The sequence below is a fragment of the Leminorella grimontii ATCC 33999 = DSM 5078 genome, from assembly GCF_000439085.1.
Classification (GTDB): domain Bacteria; phylum Pseudomonadota; class Gammaproteobacteria; order Enterobacterales; family Enterobacteriaceae; genus Leminorella; species Leminorella grimontii.
This window is the reverse complement of record NZ_AUUA01000003.1, coordinates 338,556-355,382: the sequence shown is the minus strand read 5'-3', so window position 1 is coordinate 355,382 and position 16,827 is coordinate 338,556. Positions and strand designations below refer to the sequence as shown.

General features: G+C 54.5%; 15 protein-coding genes. 13 read left to right on the top strand and 2 right to left on the bottom strand.

What is annotated here, in order from left to right:
- From G544_RS0108525 to G544_RS0108515, 3 genes are all read left to right on the top strand, one after another.
- Window positions 1-828, top strand: a complete 828-nt coding sequence (locus G544_RS0108525; RefSeq protein ID WP_027274205.1) for an ABC transporter ATP-binding protein — start codon at window positions 1-3, stop codon at window positions 826-828.
- Complete coding sequence (locus G544_RS0108520; protein WP_027274204.1) at window positions 818-1,579, top strand: ABC transporter ATP-binding protein; 762 nt, start codon at window positions 818-820, stop codon at window positions 1,577-1,579. The genes G544_RS0108525 and G544_RS0108520 overlap by 11 nt, the downstream gene beginning before the upstream one ends.
- Before the next feature lie 586 nt (window positions 1,580-2,165).
- Entirely contained in the window at window positions 2,166-2,495 is a 330-nt protein-coding gene (locus tag G544_RS0108515) for a transposase-like zinc-binding domain-containing protein (protein ID WP_051155649.1), read from the top strand.
- Window positions 2,496-2,782: 287 nt separating this feature from the next.
- Here G544_RS0108515 and G544_RS0108510 read toward each other — a convergent pair whose 3' ends face one another.
- On the bottom strand, window positions 2,783-3,757 hold the full coding sequence (locus G544_RS0108510) for a patatin-like phospholipase family protein (RefSeq protein WP_027274202.1): 975 nt from the start codon (window positions 3,755-3,757) through the stop codon (window positions 2,783-2,785).
- Between the two features lie 217 nt (window positions 3,758-3,974).
- The gene (locus G544_RS0108505) at window positions 3,975-4,937 is read right to left on the bottom strand and encodes a patatin-like phospholipase family protein (RefSeq protein ID WP_027274201.1); all 963 of its coding nucleotides are present in this window, start codon (window positions 4,935-4,937) and stop codon (window positions 3,975-3,977) included.
- Window positions 4,938-5,594: 657 nt separating this feature from the next.
- Here G544_RS0108505 and dcuS point away from each other — a divergent pair.
- From dcuS to G544_RS0108450, 10 genes are all read left to right on the top strand, one after another.
- Window positions 5,595-7,220: a DcuS/MalK family sensor histidine kinase gene (gene dcuS, locus G544_RS0108495; protein ID WP_027274200.1), complete on the top strand. Its 1,626-nt coding sequence runs from the start codon at window positions 5,595-5,597 to the stop codon at window positions 7,218-7,220.
- A complete protein-coding gene (locus tag G544_RS0108490) occupies window positions 7,213-7,881 on the top strand; it encodes a response regulator (protein WP_027274199.1) in 669 nt (222 codons plus the stop codon). The genes dcuS and G544_RS0108490 overlap by 8 nt, the downstream gene beginning before the upstream one ends.
- Before the next feature lie 235 nt (window positions 7,882-8,116).
- Window positions 8,117-9,424 (top strand): 2-hydroxycarboxylate transporter family protein, encoded by a 1,308-nt coding sequence (locus tag G544_RS0108485; RefSeq protein ID WP_211218898.1) that lies wholly within the window; start codon window positions 8,117-8,119, stop codon window positions 9,422-9,424.
- Window positions 9,425-9,443: 19 nt separating this feature from the next.
- On the top strand, window positions 9,444-9,743 hold the full coding sequence (citD, locus tag G544_RS0108480; protein WP_027274197.1) for a citrate lyase acyl carrier protein: 300 nt from the start codon (window positions 9,444-9,446) through the stop codon (window positions 9,741-9,743).
- A 2-nt stretch (window positions 9,744-9,745) separates the two neighbouring features.
- Complete coding sequence (locus G544_RS0108475) at window positions 9,746-10,621, top strand: HpcH/HpaI aldolase/citrate lyase family protein (RefSeq protein ID WP_027274196.1); 876 nt, start codon at window positions 9,746-9,748, stop codon at window positions 10,619-10,621.
- On the top strand, window positions 10,618-12,162 hold the full coding sequence (gene citF / locus G544_RS0108470) for a citrate lyase subunit alpha (RefSeq protein ID WP_027274195.1): 1,545 nt from the start codon (window positions 10,618-10,620) through the stop codon (window positions 12,160-12,162). Before G544_RS0108475 ends, citF begins: the two co-directional genes overlap by 4 nt.
- A gap of 229 nt (window positions 12,163-12,391) precedes the next feature.
- Window positions 12,392-13,420 (top strand): [citrate (pro-3S)-lyase] ligase, encoded by a 1,029-nt coding sequence (citC, locus tag G544_RS20250; RefSeq protein ID WP_036023618.1) that lies wholly within the window; start codon window positions 12,392-12,394, stop codon window positions 13,418-13,420.
- A gap of 3 nt (window positions 13,421-13,423) precedes the next feature.
- Window positions 13,424-13,960, top strand: coding sequence for a citrate lyase holo-[acyl-carrier protein] synthase (gene citX / locus G544_RS0108460; protein ID WP_027274194.1), 537 nt, complete (start codon window positions 13,424-13,426; stop codon window positions 13,958-13,960).
- On the top strand, window positions 13,926-14,855 hold the full coding sequence (gene citG, locus G544_RS0108455) for a triphosphoribosyl-dephospho-CoA synthase CitG (RefSeq protein ID WP_245614557.1): 930 nt from the start codon (window positions 13,926-13,928) through the stop codon (window positions 14,853-14,855). Before citX ends, citG begins: the two co-directional genes overlap by 35 nt.
- 860 nt (window positions 14,856-15,715) lie before the next feature.
- Window positions 15,716-16,810: a NapC/NirT family cytochrome c gene (locus G544_RS0108450; protein WP_027274192.1), complete on the top strand. Its 1,095-nt coding sequence runs from the start codon at window positions 15,716-15,718 to the stop codon at window positions 16,808-16,810.
- Window positions 16,811-16,827: the final 17 nt, after the last annotated feature.

The following is a 16,827-nucleotide window of genomic DNA, read 5'->3' as shown; positions in this document are numbered from 1 at the left end:
ATGGGGACGGAACCTTTGCTTCACGTTGCGTCGCTGTCCGTGACGGAGAGCCAAAGCGGGCGTCGTTTGGTGAACGACGTCGGGCTGACGCTTGCTGCCCACGGCTGTACGGCCATCGTCGGCGAAAGCGGCAGCGGAAAGACGCTGCTGTGTAAAAGCCTGCTCGGCCTGCTGCCGCCCGGGCTGCGCGCCGAGGGAGAGGTAACCTTTAACGGGCGCAGCCTGCTTTTGCTGAGAGAATCCGAGTGGAGAGACCTGCGGGGAAGCGAAATCGGCCTTATCGTACAGGACGCCGCGAGCGCCTTCGATCCGCTGTATACGGTGGGAAATCAGTTTGAAGAAACGCTCTCACAGCGGGGCATCAAGAACGGCGGCGTGAGGCTTGCCCTAATGAGGGAAATGCTCGGCAAGCTTCAGCTTCGCGATCCCGACGCCGTCTTGAAAAAGTACCCGCATCAGCTTTCCGGCGGCATGCTGCAGCGGGTCATGATTGCGCTGACGCTGGCGTGCGAACCCAGGCTTATCGTTGCCGACGAGCCGACAACCTCCCTTGACGGCATTACCCAGTACGACGTTATCCAGCAGTTCATTCGCCTGCGAACTGAAAGCAGGTCCGCCATGATTTTTGTTTCCCACGATCTGGCGCTGGTGCGCGAGCTGGCCCAGCGCGTCGTGGTGATGAAGGAGGGGCGCGTCGTCGAGCAAGGGGAAACGGCGCGGCTGTTTGCGTCGCCGTCTCACGACTATACCCGAAGCCTGATAGAAACGCGTCGACGCCTAAGCCGACCGCTTAACCGACTGTTGGGGAGAGTGGCCGATGCTTCTTAAGGTAGACGGCGTTGAAAAGTCCTATCCGCGCGAGGGCAATCGCCTCTTTTCGCGCCAAAGGCGCAGCGTTATTCGCAGCGTCTCCTTCACGATAGAAGAAGGGGAGTGCGTCGGGTTGATTGGCGAAAGCGGCGGGGGGAAAAGTACGCTGGCCAGGCTTATCTGTGGGCTGGAAGCGCCGGACAGCGGCCAAATCCTGCTGGACGAGCGCCCCGTGTTGTTTGATAAATACCGAAAAAATCGAATCAGCGCCGTTTTTCAGGACTATGCCTCTTCCATTAACCCGGTGATGACGGTTTTTCAGGCGCTGTCGGAACCGCTTTTGCTTCAGGAGCGTAGCGGCAAAGGGGCGCTAGCGCAGCGGGTAAGCGAACTGCTGTCGCTGGTGGGGCTGCCGGACTCGCTTTGCGAGCGCTACGTTCATCAGCTTTCCGGCGGTCAGGCGCAGCGGGTGTGCATCGGTCGTGCAATCGCGAACAATCCCAGGCTGCTGGTTTTAGACGAGGCGATAAGTTCGTTGGACGTCTCTTCTCAAGTGCAAATTTTGGACCTGTTGGCCGAGCTAAGGTCCAGATTTAACCTCTCCTACCTTTTTATCACCCACGACGTTCAGGCCGTTGCCTATCTGTGTAATCGAGCGCTGTTTTTTCGCGAAGGGGAGATCGTCGAGCGGTGCGACGTTGACGAAATAGCGTCGGTAAGTCATCCGTATGCCAGAAGGCTCATTGGCTCAGTGATGGCTTTTCCTTAGGCAAAGCGTACCGTTCTTACCCATATATTTGCCGTTTGCAATTTACTTCTTTGCTATTCTCGATTTTTTATATCTTAACCTACGGTTTTTATTATTTTTTCAACTTATTACACCCTGAATTATTTGTAATCTTTTGTTATCTTAATTTTGTTTATAATCTCTTCGTTTTGTTACTTTATTTTTATGCCTAAATTACATTTTTAATGTTTTTATACGCCATGTTTATATATTTTATTGATTTGTTTAAAAATTATGTTTTTGTTGTGTGATTGCGTTGTTTTTAATATACTTTAAAAATACACATTTGATTTTTTCATGTTTCGGTTGTTTTATAAACAACACGTTAATGCATTTGTTTTTTAAAGTTAAGTTTATTGAAGATGCTCTTTTTCATCAGAGATCGGGTTCCCTATGGGAAAGGTGATGTGAAGTGATTGATGGCGATATTTTTTTATTGCCCACTTTTTCGTTTAATGGATGCAAATTAGGAAATCAGTACCGTTAGGTATTTGATTAAATAATGCATTATAGGGAAGTATGCCGTTCGCCGCTGGCGTTAGATATACGTTGAACTGGGAGAAGGACTATGTCAGAAGGCTCGACCTCGTTTTTTGATAAACGAAAAATTCGCCAAATGAGGCAGCCGGAATGCCCATTTTGCAATACCAATCAGGCTGTTAGAAAGCACGGGCTGGGGAATTCCGGCCTGCAGCGTTATCTATGTAAAGACTGTCGCCGCACTTTTCAGCATCGCTACTACTATCATGCAAACTATCCGGATATTAGCGAGCAGATAGATACGCTGATAGGCGAGAGGTGGAGCGTGAGAAAAATAAGCTATCACCTTAAAGTCAGTGAAGAGACGGTCTATCGTCGTATAAGGTTACAATTAAACAATGGGGCTAACGATAAATAGTCATTCTTTATTTTATGTTTAAAAAACGTTCTTGGTTTGATTTTATACGGCATTAATTTTCCGCTAAAGATTCTATTAAGAATAGTTTTTATTTGTGACTGTTATATTGTTATTGGAATTACCGTTATACCCTCAATGATAATACCTTGAGATATAAGGCAATGCGTTTATTTTTATGAGCGCAATATGTTCCAATTTTCTTACGGTAAATAAGCTGAATGCATCGTAAAAATCCGACCGGGTTAAAGAGCCCGGCCGGATGCGTCTACGCTATTTTATTGATATAGTTACCGTTTATCATGCTCGCGGTCGTACCATTCAAAATAGGCCAATGCGCCCTCACGCCCGGATTCTTCCAGCATTTTTTTCACATCGTCCTTCATGTTGTAGTACATGGTGCTGACCCCCTTACAGTCAATGTGCACCGTCCGCGCCCAGTCGTCGCCGTTGAGGTGAATGCTGCTTTGGAAGGCGTTGTAGCAGTTTAACAGCGCAATCAGGTAGTCAAGCACGCTGTCGACCTTACGCTTTCCTGGGGTGGGCAGCGTGTTAATTGTTCCTTCGCTTAGGCGAAAGCCCAGCGTTTCGCTATTCACACGTTGGCCAGGGCGGTTGGTGTAAGGCTTCGCCGCCAGATCGAAATCGAACATCCGGATAGGATAGTTGCACAGCATGCCGCCGTCGACGCAGAGATCGCCATCCAGATTAGGCTTCGCGATAAGGATAAACGGAATGGACAGCGAGATCCGCGCCGCGTCGGCTACGCGCATGGCTGGCGTCGTCTCATGGGAATAGATCTCAGTTTGCCGCGTTGACGGATTGGCGCCGGTCAGGTACACATCGCGATACTTCCTGTTTTTTGCCTTACCCGCTCCGCTCTGTACCGCATCGTGAAGCTCTTTAAAGGTCAGATCCTTATGGAAGCCGGCTTCAACGATGAGATTTTCTATCCACTTAAGGAAAGTATCCCCTTTTGCCAGACCGTATTGGCTAAACAGGCGCGAAAACAGGTCGAGTTCTCCGGCAGACGAGCCGATGTCGAGGAAGCTCATAAAGTCGATTTCATACAGGATTTTGTTCAGCTGCGTGTTGGTGTAGCCCAGGCCAACCAGAGTGGATGCAATAGCGCCGGCAGAGGAGCCGCCCACCTTCTCTATGTTGTCCATGATGCCTTTTTGGGTCAGTACGTCGACGGCGCCAACGTAGCAGATGCCCTTCATACCGCCGCCTTCAAATACCAAATTTTTAAATGGGTAAGTCATGGTGTTCTCCTAAGTAATTTGCTGATTAATATCGCTTTCCTGAAAGAAAGACGACAAACGCCAGCGTCCTTTGATTAAGGCGCTGGAAAGTTGAAAGACCAAAAGCCCCGAACGATCAGGGTGTTGATGAGCGGTGACGCTCTGCCTCTGGGGAGAGGCGAAAAACGTGGCCTCGATGCGGCCAATAATGAAATGAAGCTTGAAGCGCCGTCAGCGCTTAGGCGTTGCGAAACCAGTCCAGATAGGTCTGCACTCCTTTACGGCCGGAGGCGATCAGCGCCTCTTTCTGTTCGGTGGTGATATCGAACTGCAGAGTTTCAATGCCCAAAGAGTCAACGTGCGCGGTTCGCGCCCAGTCGTCGCCTTCCAGATGGACGTTGTCCTGAAAGCTGAGGTAGCTGTTTACAATGGCCGCCGCATAGTCAAACAGGTTGTTGATGGGCTGCTTTTTAATCTCAGGCTCGTAATAGATATCTCCCGGACTTAGGCGGATCCCCAGCGTCGCTTTGTTAGTGCTTGTCTCTATGTAACGTTCATAGGGTTCAAGCGTCAGATCGTAATCAAAGACGCGTACCGGGTAGTTGCACAGCACGCCGCCGTCGACGCAGAGATCGCCATCACCGTTAGGTTTGGCGACGAAGGCTAGGGGGTACGACATAGAGATGCGCACCGCGTCGATAATGCGCATATCCGGCGTCGTTTCATGGGAATAGATTTCCGATACGCCGGTGTTCAGGTTGGTTCCCGTCAGATAAATGCGGCGGCAGTGCCTGTCGAGATGGTCATAATGGCCATGAGTGATAATGTCATCCAATATTCCAAACGTCAGGTCCTTCTTAAAGCCGATTTCCCAAAAGCGATCCTCTAACCAGCGGCAGAAGGCGTCGCCTTTCGCCAGGCCGTATTGGCTGAACAGGCGCTGAAAGAGGTTAGGCTGTTCGGTCAGCGAACCCAGATCGAAAAAGTCCATGAAGTCCATTTCGGTCAGGATGGTTTTTAACCGTGCGTTCTTATAGCCCAGGCCGACCAGAACGGCGGCGATGGCGCCGACCGACGAGCCGGCCACGTTTTTGACGTTGTCCAGAATTCCCTCTTCTTCCAGTACCTCAAGCGCGCCAACGTAGGCGATGCCCTTTACGCCGCCGCCTTCAAACACCAGATTTTCAAATGGATATTTCATATGTTTCTCCCTTTTTAATGTTTTTGATTAATAACGTTTTGCTGATGGTCGAGCGCTACATTTCCGCTTCCCTCAGCCAGGAAGCGAAAAAATAAAGGCCAAAAAAAAAGCCCTGCGGTTGCAGGGCGTTAAGCGATAGCAGAGCAATTCATTTAATTCGTGGTCGCAAAGCTTGCCTTGGTGGCGGGTCGTTGCGGACGCAATAATTCGACGTTATGGATGTCACTATATTCAATAATCAGATTGCGTCAACTTAAAGTTGTGAAATTATTTTCTTTTGGTTGTTATTTTTGTCGTGAAGAAGGATTTTGCGTCAGGTTTAAGGCCTAAGGAAGCTAATGTTATTTTATTAATTGTTTGATTTTATGTGTTTTATATTTATTGAGGATAAGGGGGAGGATAACGATAAAAAAATTGTCGATGATGCTAATTAATGCTAGTTCATGATAAAAACGGCGCTTAACGACGAGCTAAAGTCAACAATGAGTGGTTTAACAACCTAAGTGGGTTTTTGGCGGATGCGCAGGTACGCTATCTCTCAATATTTAGTGAAAAGAAGTTGTGCGTTCACTTCACAGATTGTTTTTCCATTTACTGATACCGTTGTCTCTCTCGATACGGTGTGGGTATCGTTTTGCGGACAATAACGAGAGCCAGATGAAGCCATTCAGTTTTTTTAAACGCCTGCCCCTGCGGGTGCAAATTATTATTTTGGTCGTTGCGGTGCTTGCATTGCCGCTGGTGGCGGCGAACGTTCAGATTTCGAAAGACATTGACGATCGTCTGCACGATCAGGCGGGCGACAAGGCGGAAATGGTGGCGGACGCTATTGCCTCATCGCCGCTGGTGGCGGAGGGGCTGGCCCGTCTGACTCCCGAGGCCCGGCAGGAAATTCAGGACTATTCGCAGTCGATTCAGAAGGTGACCGGCGTTGAGTTTATCGTCGTTATCGATATGAAGGCTATCCGCGTCTCTCACCCCGATACCGCTAAAATAGGCAAGCCGATGGTGGGCGGCGATGAAGGGCGCGTGCTCAACGGCGAGAGCTATATCTCCTCCGCCAAAGGATCGTTGGGGCTTTCCCAGCGGGCCTTCAAGCCTATCTTTGACCATCAGGGGCGCCAGGTGGGCGCGGTGGTGGTAGGCATTATGTCCTACAGCATCGATCAGGCGGTAGAACGGGTGAATCAGCCCATTATGTCGGCGCTGACGCTGGCGCTGCTTATCGGCATCGTGCTGGCGGTGGTGCTGTCCAACAGCATCAAGAAAATCCTGTTCGGTCTGGAACCGCTGGAAATCGCTCGCCAGCTGGGCGAGCGCAACGCGGTGCTGGCGTCGGTGCGGGAGGGCATTATCGCCATCGATCGCGACGCCCGCCTGGCGGTGGTAAATAATGAAGCCAGGCGAATTTTAGGCATGGCGGGCATTGTGCAAAACCTGATTGGCGAGAAGGTGGACGAATGCATCCCGCATACTCGCCTGTCGGACGTACTGAATTCCGGCGAGCCGGAGTACGATCGCGAGCAGGATCTCAACGGCATCACCATTCTGACCAACCGCGTGCCGCTGTACGTCAACGGCGAAGTGGTGGGGGCGATTGCGACGTTCCGCGATATGTCGGAAGTCAGCAAGCTGGCGGAAGAGCTGACCGGCGTTAACCGCTACGTTGAGGCGCTGCGCTCCTCCGCCCACGAGTTCCTCAACAAGCTGCATGTGATCAACGGCCTGGCGCGCAGCGACAATCGGCTGGCGCTGGTAGAGTACCTGTCCGACATCATCAACGAGAATCAGGGCGAGCAGGCGTTTATTAACGATGCGGTCCGCGATCCCATCCTGTCGGCCTTCCTGACCGGCAAGTTCAGCCGCGCTAAAGAGATGGGCGTAGACCTGCTGCTGGATATTGACGATGTCCTGCCGGAAATTCAGCGAGCAGGCGTCAGCCACGCGCTGGTGACGCTGTTAGGAAACCTGTTGGATAACGCCTTCGATGCCGTGCAGGCCTCGGAGACAAAAGAGGTCAACCTTCATTTGGCGCAGCGGGGCGACGAATGGAATATTGAAGTGAGTGACAGCGGGCCGGGCATGGCCGCCGAGCAGATCCCCCGGCTTTTTCAGCGCGGCTTTTCCACCAAGGGCGAAAATAGGGGGATTGGGCTGTTTTTAGCCAGCGCCGCGCTGGACAAGCTTAACGGCACGATGGACGTTTCCAGCCGGGAAGGGTGCGGCATGACGTTCTTTATCCGCATCCCGGCACAGGTGATTAACGGAGGTAGCGATGATTAACGTACTGGTGGTAGAAGACGATCCGATGGTGGCGGAGCTGAACAAAGGCTACCTGAAGATGATTGACGGCTTTGAGCTGGCGGGCGTTATCAACAGCGGCGCCGACGCGCTGGCGTTTATGGAACACCACCGCGTTTCGCTGCTGCTGTTGGACGTATTTATGCCGGGGCTGGACGGCCTTAGCCTGCTAAAGGAAGTGAGAACGCGCTATCCCAGCGTGGACGTCATCATGGTGACCGCCGCTCGGGGCGGCGACGACATACAGACGGCTCTGCGCTTGGGCGCCATTGACTATATCGTTAAGCCCTTCGTCTTTGAGCGCTTTCAGTCTGCGTTGGTAAACTACCGCGAACGGGTCAAGCTGCTGGCCGACGAAGCAGAGCTTAGCCAAGCGGCGATAGACGGGCGGATCTTCGCCAAGGAGATCCGGAGCCACAAGGCGCCGAAGGGCATCGAGCAGGAGACTCTGTCACGCATTAAGACTATCGTCAGCGGGCAGCCCAAGCCGTTTGACGTTCAGGAGCTGGTGCCCGTGGTTAAGCTGTCGCGCATATCGCTAAAGAAGTATCTCGACTATATGGTTGAGATAGGGGAGCTTTACAGCGAACTCGCCTATCGAGGACAGGGGAGGCCTGTGACGCTTTATCGTCGGATTCGCTAGCGTTCTTAAGCCGTGTGATCGGCGTAACGTTGTTGCGCCGATTTTGTTTTTATTACGTGATAGCGATCGCGCCTTTTGCGGCTTACTTGCCGCTAATTTGCGAAGTGTATCACATATTTGATTTTTAAAATCAACCGGTTACATAAGTTTCATAATGCTTAGATAAGTTTCAGATGAGAGACGGCTATGCGGCCTTCGCACCAGAATGGCTCCGACTAAACAAAGGAGTCTGACTATGCAAAGCGACGTTCAAATTAACGCCGGAACCGAAAAACCCAAGTTCTGGCAAATAAAAATAGGGCCACTGCCGCTTCCTCTGTATCTTATCCTCGCTGCCATCGTACTGGCGGCGTCCGTGTTTGGAAAACTGCCTGCCGACATGCTGGGCGGCATCGCCGTGATGATGGTTATCGGCATGCTGCTGGGCGATATCGGTATGCGGGTGCCCATCCTTAAGGACATCGGCGGACCGGCCATTCTGTCTATCTTCATTCCGTCCATTCTGGTGTTTTATAACTTCTTGAACCCCGCCGCCGTGGCGGCCATCAAGTCGTTTACCAAGACTTCAAACTTCCTCTATTTCTACATCGCCTGTCTGGTTTCGGGCAGTATCCTCGGTATGGTGCGCGCCGTGCTGGTGCAGGGTTTCCTGCGCATGTTCGTTCCGCTGGTCGTGGGTACGATCGCCAGCTGCATCGCCGGCGTGGCCGTCGGTTCACTGACCGGCCTTGGCGCTTACCACTCGTTCTTCTTCGTGGTCATTCCTATTCTGTCCGGCGGCATCGGCGAGGGCATTCTGCCGCTGTCGGTGGCCTACTCGGAAATCCTAAGCCAGTCGCCGGACAAGTTCATCGGCATGCTGGTGCCTGCGGCGATGCTGGGCAACCTGTTCGCCATTATGTCTGCGGGATACCTGCGCCATCTGGGCGTGAAGAAGCCGCACCTGACCGGCAACGGGACGCTGGTTCGCTCCGGCGACATCGATCTTAGCGCCAAAAATGAAAACCAGCCGATCGACTTCGGCCTGATGGGCGCGGGCCTGATTATCGCCTGCTGCTTCTACCTGTTCGGCATGCTGGCCAACCATTTCATTCCTATCCCTGCGCCGATCATCATGATCCTGTCCGCCGCGCTGGTGAAGACGCTGGGCATTATGCCTCGTCAAATGGAGCTGGGCGCTTATCAGCTTTATCGTTTCGTCGCGCAGAACCTGACCTGGGCCCTGCTGGTCGGCGTCGGCGTGCTGTATACCCCGTGGAACGAAGTGGTGGCCGCTATTACTCCGGCCTACATCGCCACCGTTGCCGCTACGGTATTAGCAATGATCGCCAGCGGCTTCTTCATCGGTCGTTTCCTTAACATGTATCCGATTGAAGCGGCGATGGTGACCGGCTGTCACAGCGGCCTGGGCGGAACCGGCGACGTCGCCATCCTGTCTGCGGGCAACCGCATGGAGCTGATGCCTTTCGCTCAAATCGCAACCCGACTGGGCGGCGCCTGCGTTGTCGTACTGGCCGCTATCCTGATGCGCGTTATCAGCTAACCGAACGGGAGATTTCACCATGACAATCAAGAAAGGGCATGCGGGAACGCTGGAGTCCAACGACATCATGATTTCCGTTGAAGAAAAAGCGCCGGGCTTTGGCGTCCAGATTGAACTGACCAGCATCGTTGAGGCCCAGTTTGGCAACGCTATTCGCCGCACGCTGGCGGAAGAGGCGGTAAAGGCAGGCTTCGCCGATATCTATATTAAAGCGGTAGACAAAGGCGCGCTGGACTGCACGGTCCGCGCCCGCATGGAAACCGCCATTGAGCGCGCCGCAGGCGTAGCTGCGTTACATATGCAACAGGGGGAACGCTGATTATGGATCTGCTCAGAACGCTTCTTTTCTTACCGGGCAACAATCCGGGCATGCTGCAAAACGGCGGCGTTTTCGGCGCTGACGCGGTGATCCTCGATCTGGAAGACGCCGTATCGCCGCAGGAAAAGGACGCGGCCCGCCGGCTGGTCAGCCACGCGCTGCGTAAGGTGAACTACGGCAGCAGCCGTAAAACGGTGCGCATCAACCCGCTGGACTGCGGCGGAGACCGCGACATCGCCGCTATCGTTCCCTGTGAACCCGACGCGCTGGTGCTGCCGAAAATAGACAACGTCGACATGCTGCGAGACGTCGTGGCGCTGATTGAGCGCGCCGAGCGGCCGGGGCAGAAGCCGGTGAGGATTATTCCCCTGTTGGAAACTCCGCTGAGCGTCATTTATGCCTACGACATCGCTACCGCTGACTCGCGCGTGTGGGCTATCTCCTTCGGCGCGGAGGACTACACCGCCGCGCTGGGGGCGGTGCGCTCTCGCACCGGCGAAGAGATCCTGTCGGCGAGAACCACCATCGTTAACGCAGCGGCCGCGGCCGGCATCGACTCTATCGACACGCCGTTTACCGACGCACAGGACGAAAGCGGCCTTGAGCAGGACTCCCTCTTTGCCCGGCGGCTGGGCTTCAAGGGCAAGCTTGCTATCAACCCGCGCCAGATAGACGGCATTCACCAGGCCTTCAGCCCAACGAGTGCGGATATCCACTGGGCGCGGCGGGTGGTCGACGCGCTGGAACAGGCCAAGAAGCAGGGCGCCGGAGTTATCGCCCTTGACGGCAAAATGATCGATGCGCCGATCGTACTGCGCGCCGAGCGCACGCTGGCGCTTGCGGCCTATCTCAATCTTTCGCTGGAGGAAACGGTATGAAGAACCTGGTCAATCGCGAGCTGCCCGAGGCTATCGCGGCCATCGGCACGCTTGCGCCCTACGCCGGGGCGTTCGCTCAAACGCCTGCGATGCAGCGCTACGCGCCGAAGGTCAAGCGCCAGCTTCCCGGAAGCCGCAAGCTTCGAGACGGCCTTGAAGCGGTGTTTGACGAGCTGCCCATTACCGACGGCATGACGCTGTCGTTTCATCACCACTTTCGCAACGGCGATAGCCTGGTCAATCAGGTGCTGGAAATTGCCGCCCGACGCGGGCTCAAGGGGCTTCGGATAGCGCTGAGCTCGGTCTTCCCGGTGCACGCGCCGATGGTGGAGCACTTTAGAAACGGTACGGTAGTCTATCTTGATACCGACTACATGTCCGGCCCGGTGGCGACGGCGGTATCGCAGGGCGTTCTGGCCAACCCGGTGATGCTAAGAAGCCACGGCGGGCGCGCCCGCGCCATCGAGTGCGGCGATCTGCGCGTTGACGTGGCGTTTATTGCCGCGCCGACGGCGGACGAATACGGCAACCTCAACGGCACCGAAGGGCCAACCGCCTGCGGCTCGCTGGGCTACGCTTTCCCCGACGCCGAGTACGCCGATCGCGTAGTGGCGGTCACCGACACGCTGGTGCCCTATCCGCTGAAGGCGATTTCCATTCCTCAGACTCGGGTAGACTACGTGGTGACGCTGCCATCGGTTGGCGATCCGAAGGGCATTGTTTCCGGCACTACGCAGGTGACGAAAGATCCGGTACAGCTAAAAATCGCCTCGTTGGCGGCCAAGGTGATTGAAGCCTCAGGGCTGTTGAAAAACGGCTTCTCGTTCCAGACCGGCGCGGGCGGCGCGTCGCTGGCGGTGGCGCACTACCTGCGTAAAATCATGCGGGAAAGGTCCATCGTCGGCAGCTTCGCACTGGGCGGCATTACCGGCTATTTGGTGTCAATGCTGGAAGAGGGGCTATTTGAGCGGCTTATCGACGTGCAGGGCTTCGATCTGGAGGCGGTGCGCTCTTTAAAAGAGAACCCGAACCACTTGGAAGTGAGCGCCGGCATGTACGCCAGCCCGTTTAACTCCGGCTGCGTGGTCAACCAGCTGGACTGCGTAGTGCTGGGCGCGACCGAGATGGATACCCGCTTTAACGTCAACGTGGTCACCGGCTCCAACGGCTACATCATGGGCGGCTCCGGCGGCCACAGCGACGCTGCGGCGGGCGCCAAGCTCACCATCGTCACGGCCAACCTGATCCGCGGCCGACTGCCGATCCTGCGCGATGAAATCGTCACCATCACCACGCCGGGCGAAACGGTCGACGTGCTGGTCACCGAGTACGGCATCGCCGTCAACCCCCTTAGGCAGGATTTGATCGAACGCCTGAGCGGGCGAGGGTTACCGCTGAAAACCATCGAAGAGATGAAGCGCCTGGCCGAGGACATCGCAGGCGTCCCTGAACCCATCGCCCTGACCGACGACGTGGTCGCGGTAGTTGAATACCGCGACGGCACGATTATCGACGTGGTGTATAAGCCAGCAACCAAGTAAAGGGTCTGGATAAGTTTTAAAGACCTACGGAGTCAAACGGCGGGAGAGGCCTCCGTTGGGGTCGACTTGGCGTAAGCCAACGAAGTGCCCGTAGGAGGGCTAGGCCCGCCGCACTCCCAAAGCTAATACCAGCGCCCTTCCGACCGTACACAATGGTTATATAGGCACATTGTATTTACGGTCGGAATATCCACCAATGCCGATTTAGAATAGATCCCCCGGAGGCCCCATGAGCGACCAATACCATTTCAATCCTCTCTCCCAGCCGTCGCCCATAGCCCTCAAAGAACTCGAACTACTGCTCAACGCCAATGGCCTACGGCTGGAAGCCGGACTCTCTCAGTTTATTGAAGCGCGCTTCCAAGGCAAACTCGTGGGCTGCGCCGGGCTTGACGGCAACGTCATCAAGTGCGTGGCGATCGACCAATGCCATCGCGGCGGGGCGCTCAGCCTTCGGCTCTTAACCGAGGCGATGAACCTGGCCTATCGCCAGGGCGTCGATCGCCTGTTTCTCTACACCAAGCCCGACAACGCGCCGCTGTTCGAAGGCGCAGGGTTTACGACGCTGGCCACCGTCCCCGAACGAGTCACGCTGATGGAAAGCGATCCCTGCGGGCTTGCAAACTACTGCGACGAACTGGCCAAACTTCGCCGACCGGGTAAAATCATCGGCAGCATCGTGATGAACGCGAATCCCTTTACGCTGGGGCACCTCTATCTGGTGTCGCGCGCGCTGGAACGCTGCGACTGGCTGCATCTGTTTGTGGTAAAGCAGGACGCCTCGCGCTTTGCCTACGCCGATCGCCTCAGGCTTATCCGCGCCGGCATTCAAGGGCTTGAGCGGATAACCCTCCACCCCGGCTCCGATTACACCATTTCCAAAGCCACCTTTCCCTCCTATTTTCTTAAAGAGCAGGGGCTGGTGGACGAGTGCGCCACCGCGCTGGACCTGCTGCTGTTTCGCCAGTCGATAGCGCCCGCGTTGGGCATCAACGTGCGGTTTGTCGGCACTGAACCTTTTGATCCCGTAACGGCCAAATACAACCGTGATATGGAATACTGGCTTTCTCAGGTAGAATCATTCTCGCCCGACGTTCGGGTAGTGGAACTGCCGCGCGTAGAGGTTGACGGTGCGCCGGTGTCCGCTTCGAGGGTAAGAAAACTGCTGGACGAAGGCAATATGGACGCCGTGGCGCGACTGGTGCCGCAGGCGACGTTTGACTTCTTGCTTAATCAACAGGTTAATCAACGAGGCTAAGTAATGACGGAACGAAAGGTAACTCTGGAAGACGTGTTGGACTGCCGCGAGAAGCGGGCCGAGAGACAAAAGGAGACGCTGTCGCGCTTTGGCGCGCCCGTGGTTTCAATAACGCTGGTTTGGCCCGGTGAAGTGAAAGATACCGAGGCGTCTCGCTACGCAATGGAGCAGGCGACGCGGTCACTGGACGACGTCCTTGACGCGCTGAGCATATCTCCCAACCTGCGGCGGTGTGATTTTCTCGTCACCGGAGCGGAGGCCATCTATAGCGTGAATATGGATGCTACGGCGCTTAAGCGGTTGTGCGTCGGGCTTGAAGAGGCGCATCCGCTCGGAAGGCTGTGGGATATCGACGTTATCGGCGCCGATGGTCGGCCCATCTCGCGTACTGAGGTCGGCCTTTCTCCGCGCAGCTGCCTGGTGTGTGATGAGCCAGCCCACGTCTGCGCGCGCTCCCGCGCCCACGACGTCAGCGAACTGTTAAGCGCCATTCACCGGAGCATTGATGAATTCAAGCAGTCTCTCGAAGCTGAAGAGTGATGTTTCCGAGGAGGCCAGCGCTCCCTTAAGCGACAAAATGCTGGCCCTCTGGGGAGAGGCGCTCGGGCGTCTCTCCTACCGCGCGATGATGGAAGAAGTTCTACTCACGCCCAAGCCCGGGCTGGTTGACAGGCAAAATAGCGGCTCGCATCGCGATATGGATAGCCGTTCGTTCGCGCGCAGCGCCCGAGCGGTGGCCGACGGCCTGCCCGAGTTCGTTTATCTGGGTTATGCGCAGGGGAACGTTCCCGCAGCGCAGGCGCTTCCTTCCTTAAGGGCGCCCGGCATGGCCTGCGAAAGGGCGATGTATCGCGCGACCGGCGGAGTGAACACTCACAAGGGGGCGGTATTCGCCTTCGGCCTTTTGTGCGCGGCGGCGGGCAGGCTGCTCGCTCGCGGCGTACCGATAGAGGCGCAAGCGCTTTGCCAAGAAGTAGCGGACGTTTGTCGAGGCATGGTGATGCGAGAGCTGGCGTCGGTAAAAGAGGCCAGAACGGCCGGGGAGCGCTTCTATCTGAGCTACGGCTTCACCGGCGCGCGGGGAGAGGCCGAATCGGGCTTTGCCACTGCGCTGGACTACGGACTTCCTGCCTATCGTGAAAGCCTGCGTCAAGGATGGAGCAGCGAACGTTCGTTGCATCAGGCGCTGCTGACGCTCATGGCGCACAACGACGACACCAACCTGGTATCGCGCGGCGGCGTTGAAGGGCTGCGCTTTGCCAGAAACGAAGCGAGGGCGCTGCTAAACGACGGCGGCATGGCGCACCCGCAGGCGAAAGCGCGGCTTGCCGCGCTGGACGACGCCTTCATTGCTAAAAACCTGAGCCCCGGCGGCAGCGCGGACCTGCTGGCGGTCACCTGGTTTTTGGCGCATCTTCCCAAATCGGTTAGTTAGTCGTTACTACTCAGTCACCACCGTCATCTGCTGTCTGGCGTTCTGTATGAATTAGAACGTTTCCGACCGTTTTGCCTTTTTAGTCTGTGGGGGACGATTAGGACGCAGACGGAAATATCCCTCTTCACAACGTCCGTTACGATTTCAATGACGATATTCTGCCGACCGGTACGAAGTATTTTTTTGAGGTTGTGAGGACGCATTTTTTATTTTTAGGTTTTTTTTCATTATTGATATATATCATTTTATAGATTTCTGCTTGTCGGTTCGTACACGCTTTGGAAATAAAAGTCGATGACAACCTACGCTTTTGCTTGTTCGCCGTTGGTTGACCGGTTGGGTAGTCATTGAGGCGTTGTTTCTGCCAGTTTTATGGGTTAAGGTGCTAGCTATTTATATTTTTATGTGATTTTAAATCGTGATGATTTATTTTATCAGGATTGGTTTTGTCTTTTTTGATTAAATTATTGAGACCTAAGTATAAAAATAGAACCCAAGAGGTAGTTGATTAATTGATTGAATTTATTGTATTTTATTTTAATTGACGATCGGGTTTATTAAAAAATATGAAAATACAATAAATAACGTTAATTATGACAGGCGCTGAAATAAAAGATAAGATACCCCTATAGGAGTATCGTGATCTTATATTTAAATGAAGCGGTGAACTTTAATGGTGATTATTGTTACGCCGCTAACTGTAATTAAGGAAACTAGCCGTTTGGATAATTCATTATGTGTTTTTTTATATAACGATATCCGGGTAATTTCCTAAAGCTGGCTGTGTATTTATATATATAACGAGGCGCTAAGCCTTATTAGAAAAGCGTTGATTATTAACATAGAAGGTTATTTTTACTATGGCTATCAGGAAGTCTAAGCTCTTTTGGGGCATTGTTCTGGGAATTGTGATTGGTGCGTTTGGATTTGGCGGCAGTTCTTATATGCTGCACAAAACGTCAGAAACCAGCTTCTGCCTCTCCTGCCACACCATGCAGGCGCCGTACGAGGAGTATCAGGGCTCCGTCCACTTCAAGAATCAGAAAGGCATTCGCGCGGAGTGTTCCGACTGTCATATTCCTCAAGAGCCTCTCGACTTCTTCATCGCCAAGATGAAGGCCAGCAAAGACGTCTACCACCAGTTCATCAGTAAAAAAATCGACACGCCGGAGCTTTATGAAGAGCATCGTCTGGCGATGGCCCAGACCGTTTGGGACCAGCTAAAGGCGAACGACTCCGCCACCTGCCGCTCCTGCCACACCTTTGACGCCATGGATCTCGCTTCGCAAAGTCAGGACGCGCAGAAGATGCATAACCTCGGCATTAAAGAGAAGCAGACCTGCATCGACTGCCATAAGGGCGTCGCCCACTTCCCGCCGGAAATCAAAATGGACGACAAGGCGCTGGACGAAGTGATGAGCGCCGCCAAGCAGACCGCTGCCGACGCTAAAGTGGTCTATCCGGCGACGCCCGTCAAAATGGGCGACCTGGCGACCGTGTATCCGGCTACCGCGCTGAAGGTGACGAAGGCTGAGGGTGCGACGCGCGAAGTCGAGCTGACGGGCTCTCAAATGAAGGGCGCAGAGCAGGTTATCTATCTGGAAAAAGGCCAGCGCCTGATCCTCGCAAGCTTAAGCGAAGCAGGGCAGGCGGCGCTGAAGGTGCAGGGCGACTACGTTAAGGACGACTACGACAACGAGTGGCGCCCGGTCAGCCTGGCGGGGACGATTACCGAGCCGGTATTGGCCGACAGAAAGGCGCTGTGGGGCTATGCGGAAAACCTGGATACCGTTTACTGCTCCGGCTGCCACGCCAAGATTTCATCCAAACACTATACCGTCAACGCCTGGCCTGCCGTAGCCAAAGGCATGGGGGACAGGACGGACATTACGCCACAGAATTTGGACATTTTGACCCGATACTTCCAGTACAACGCGAAGGACATGAAGCAGTAATTTTTAATAATAAAAAG

What these genes read in the sequence shown, in the direction of transcription:
- G544_RS0108525 (WP_027274205.1), top strand. Translation starts at nt 1, where the DNA reads ATGGGGACGGAACCTTTGCTTCACGTTGCGTCGCTGTCCGTGACGGAG.
- G544_RS0108515 (WP_051155649.1), top strand. Translation starts at nt 2,166, where the DNA reads ATGTCAGAAGGCTCGACCTCGTTTTTTGATAAACGAAAAATTCGCCAA.
- G544_RS0108510 (WP_027274202.1), bottom strand. Translation starts at nt 3,757, where the DNA reads ATGACTTACCCATTTAAAAATTTGGTATTTGAAGGCGGCGGTATGAAG.
- G544_RS0108520 (WP_027274204.1), top strand. Translation starts at nt 818, where the DNA reads ATGCTTCTTAAGGTAGACGGCGTTGAAAAGTCCTATCCGCGCGAGGGC.
- G544_RS0108475 (WP_027274196.1), top strand. Translation starts at nt 9,746, where the DNA reads ATGGATCTGCTCAGAACGCTTCTTTTCTTACCGGGCAACAATCCGGGC.
- dcuS (WP_027274200.1), top strand. Translation starts at nt 5,595, where the DNA reads ATGAAGCCATTCAGTTTTTTTAAACGCCTGCCCCTGCGGGTGCAAATT.
- citF (WP_027274195.1), top strand. Translation starts at nt 10,618, where the DNA reads ATGAAGAACCTGGTCAATCGCGAGCTGCCCGAGGCTATCGCGGCCATC.
- citD (WP_027274197.1), top strand. Translation starts at nt 9,444, where the DNA reads ATGACAATCAAGAAAGGGCATGCGGGAACGCTGGAGTCCAACGACATC.
- citC (WP_036023618.1), top strand. Translation starts at nt 12,392, where the DNA reads ATGAGCGACCAATACCATTTCAATCCTCTCTCCCAGCCGTCGCCCATA.
- G544_RS0108505 (WP_027274201.1), bottom strand. Translation starts at nt 4,937, where the DNA reads ATGAAATATCCATTTGAAAATCTGGTGTTTGAAGGCGGCGGCGTAAAG.
- citX (WP_027274194.1), top strand. Translation starts at nt 13,424, where the DNA reads ATGACGGAACGAAAGGTAACTCTGGAAGACGTGTTGGACTGCCGCGAG.
- G544_RS0108450 (WP_027274192.1), top strand. Translation starts at nt 15,716, where the DNA reads ATGGCTATCAGGAAGTCTAAGCTCTTTTGGGGCATTGTTCTGGGAATT.
- G544_RS0108485 (WP_211218898.1), top strand. Translation starts at nt 8,117, where the DNA reads ATGCAAAGCGACGTTCAAATTAACGCCGGAACCGAAAAACCCAAGTTC.
- G544_RS0108490 (WP_027274199.1), top strand. Translation starts at nt 7,213, where the DNA reads ATGATTAACGTACTGGTGGTAGAAGACGATCCGATGGTGGCGGAGCTG.
- citG (WP_245614557.1), top strand. Translation starts at nt 13,926, where the DNA reads ATGAATTCAAGCAGTCTCTCGAAGCTGAAGAGTGATGTTTCCGAGGAG.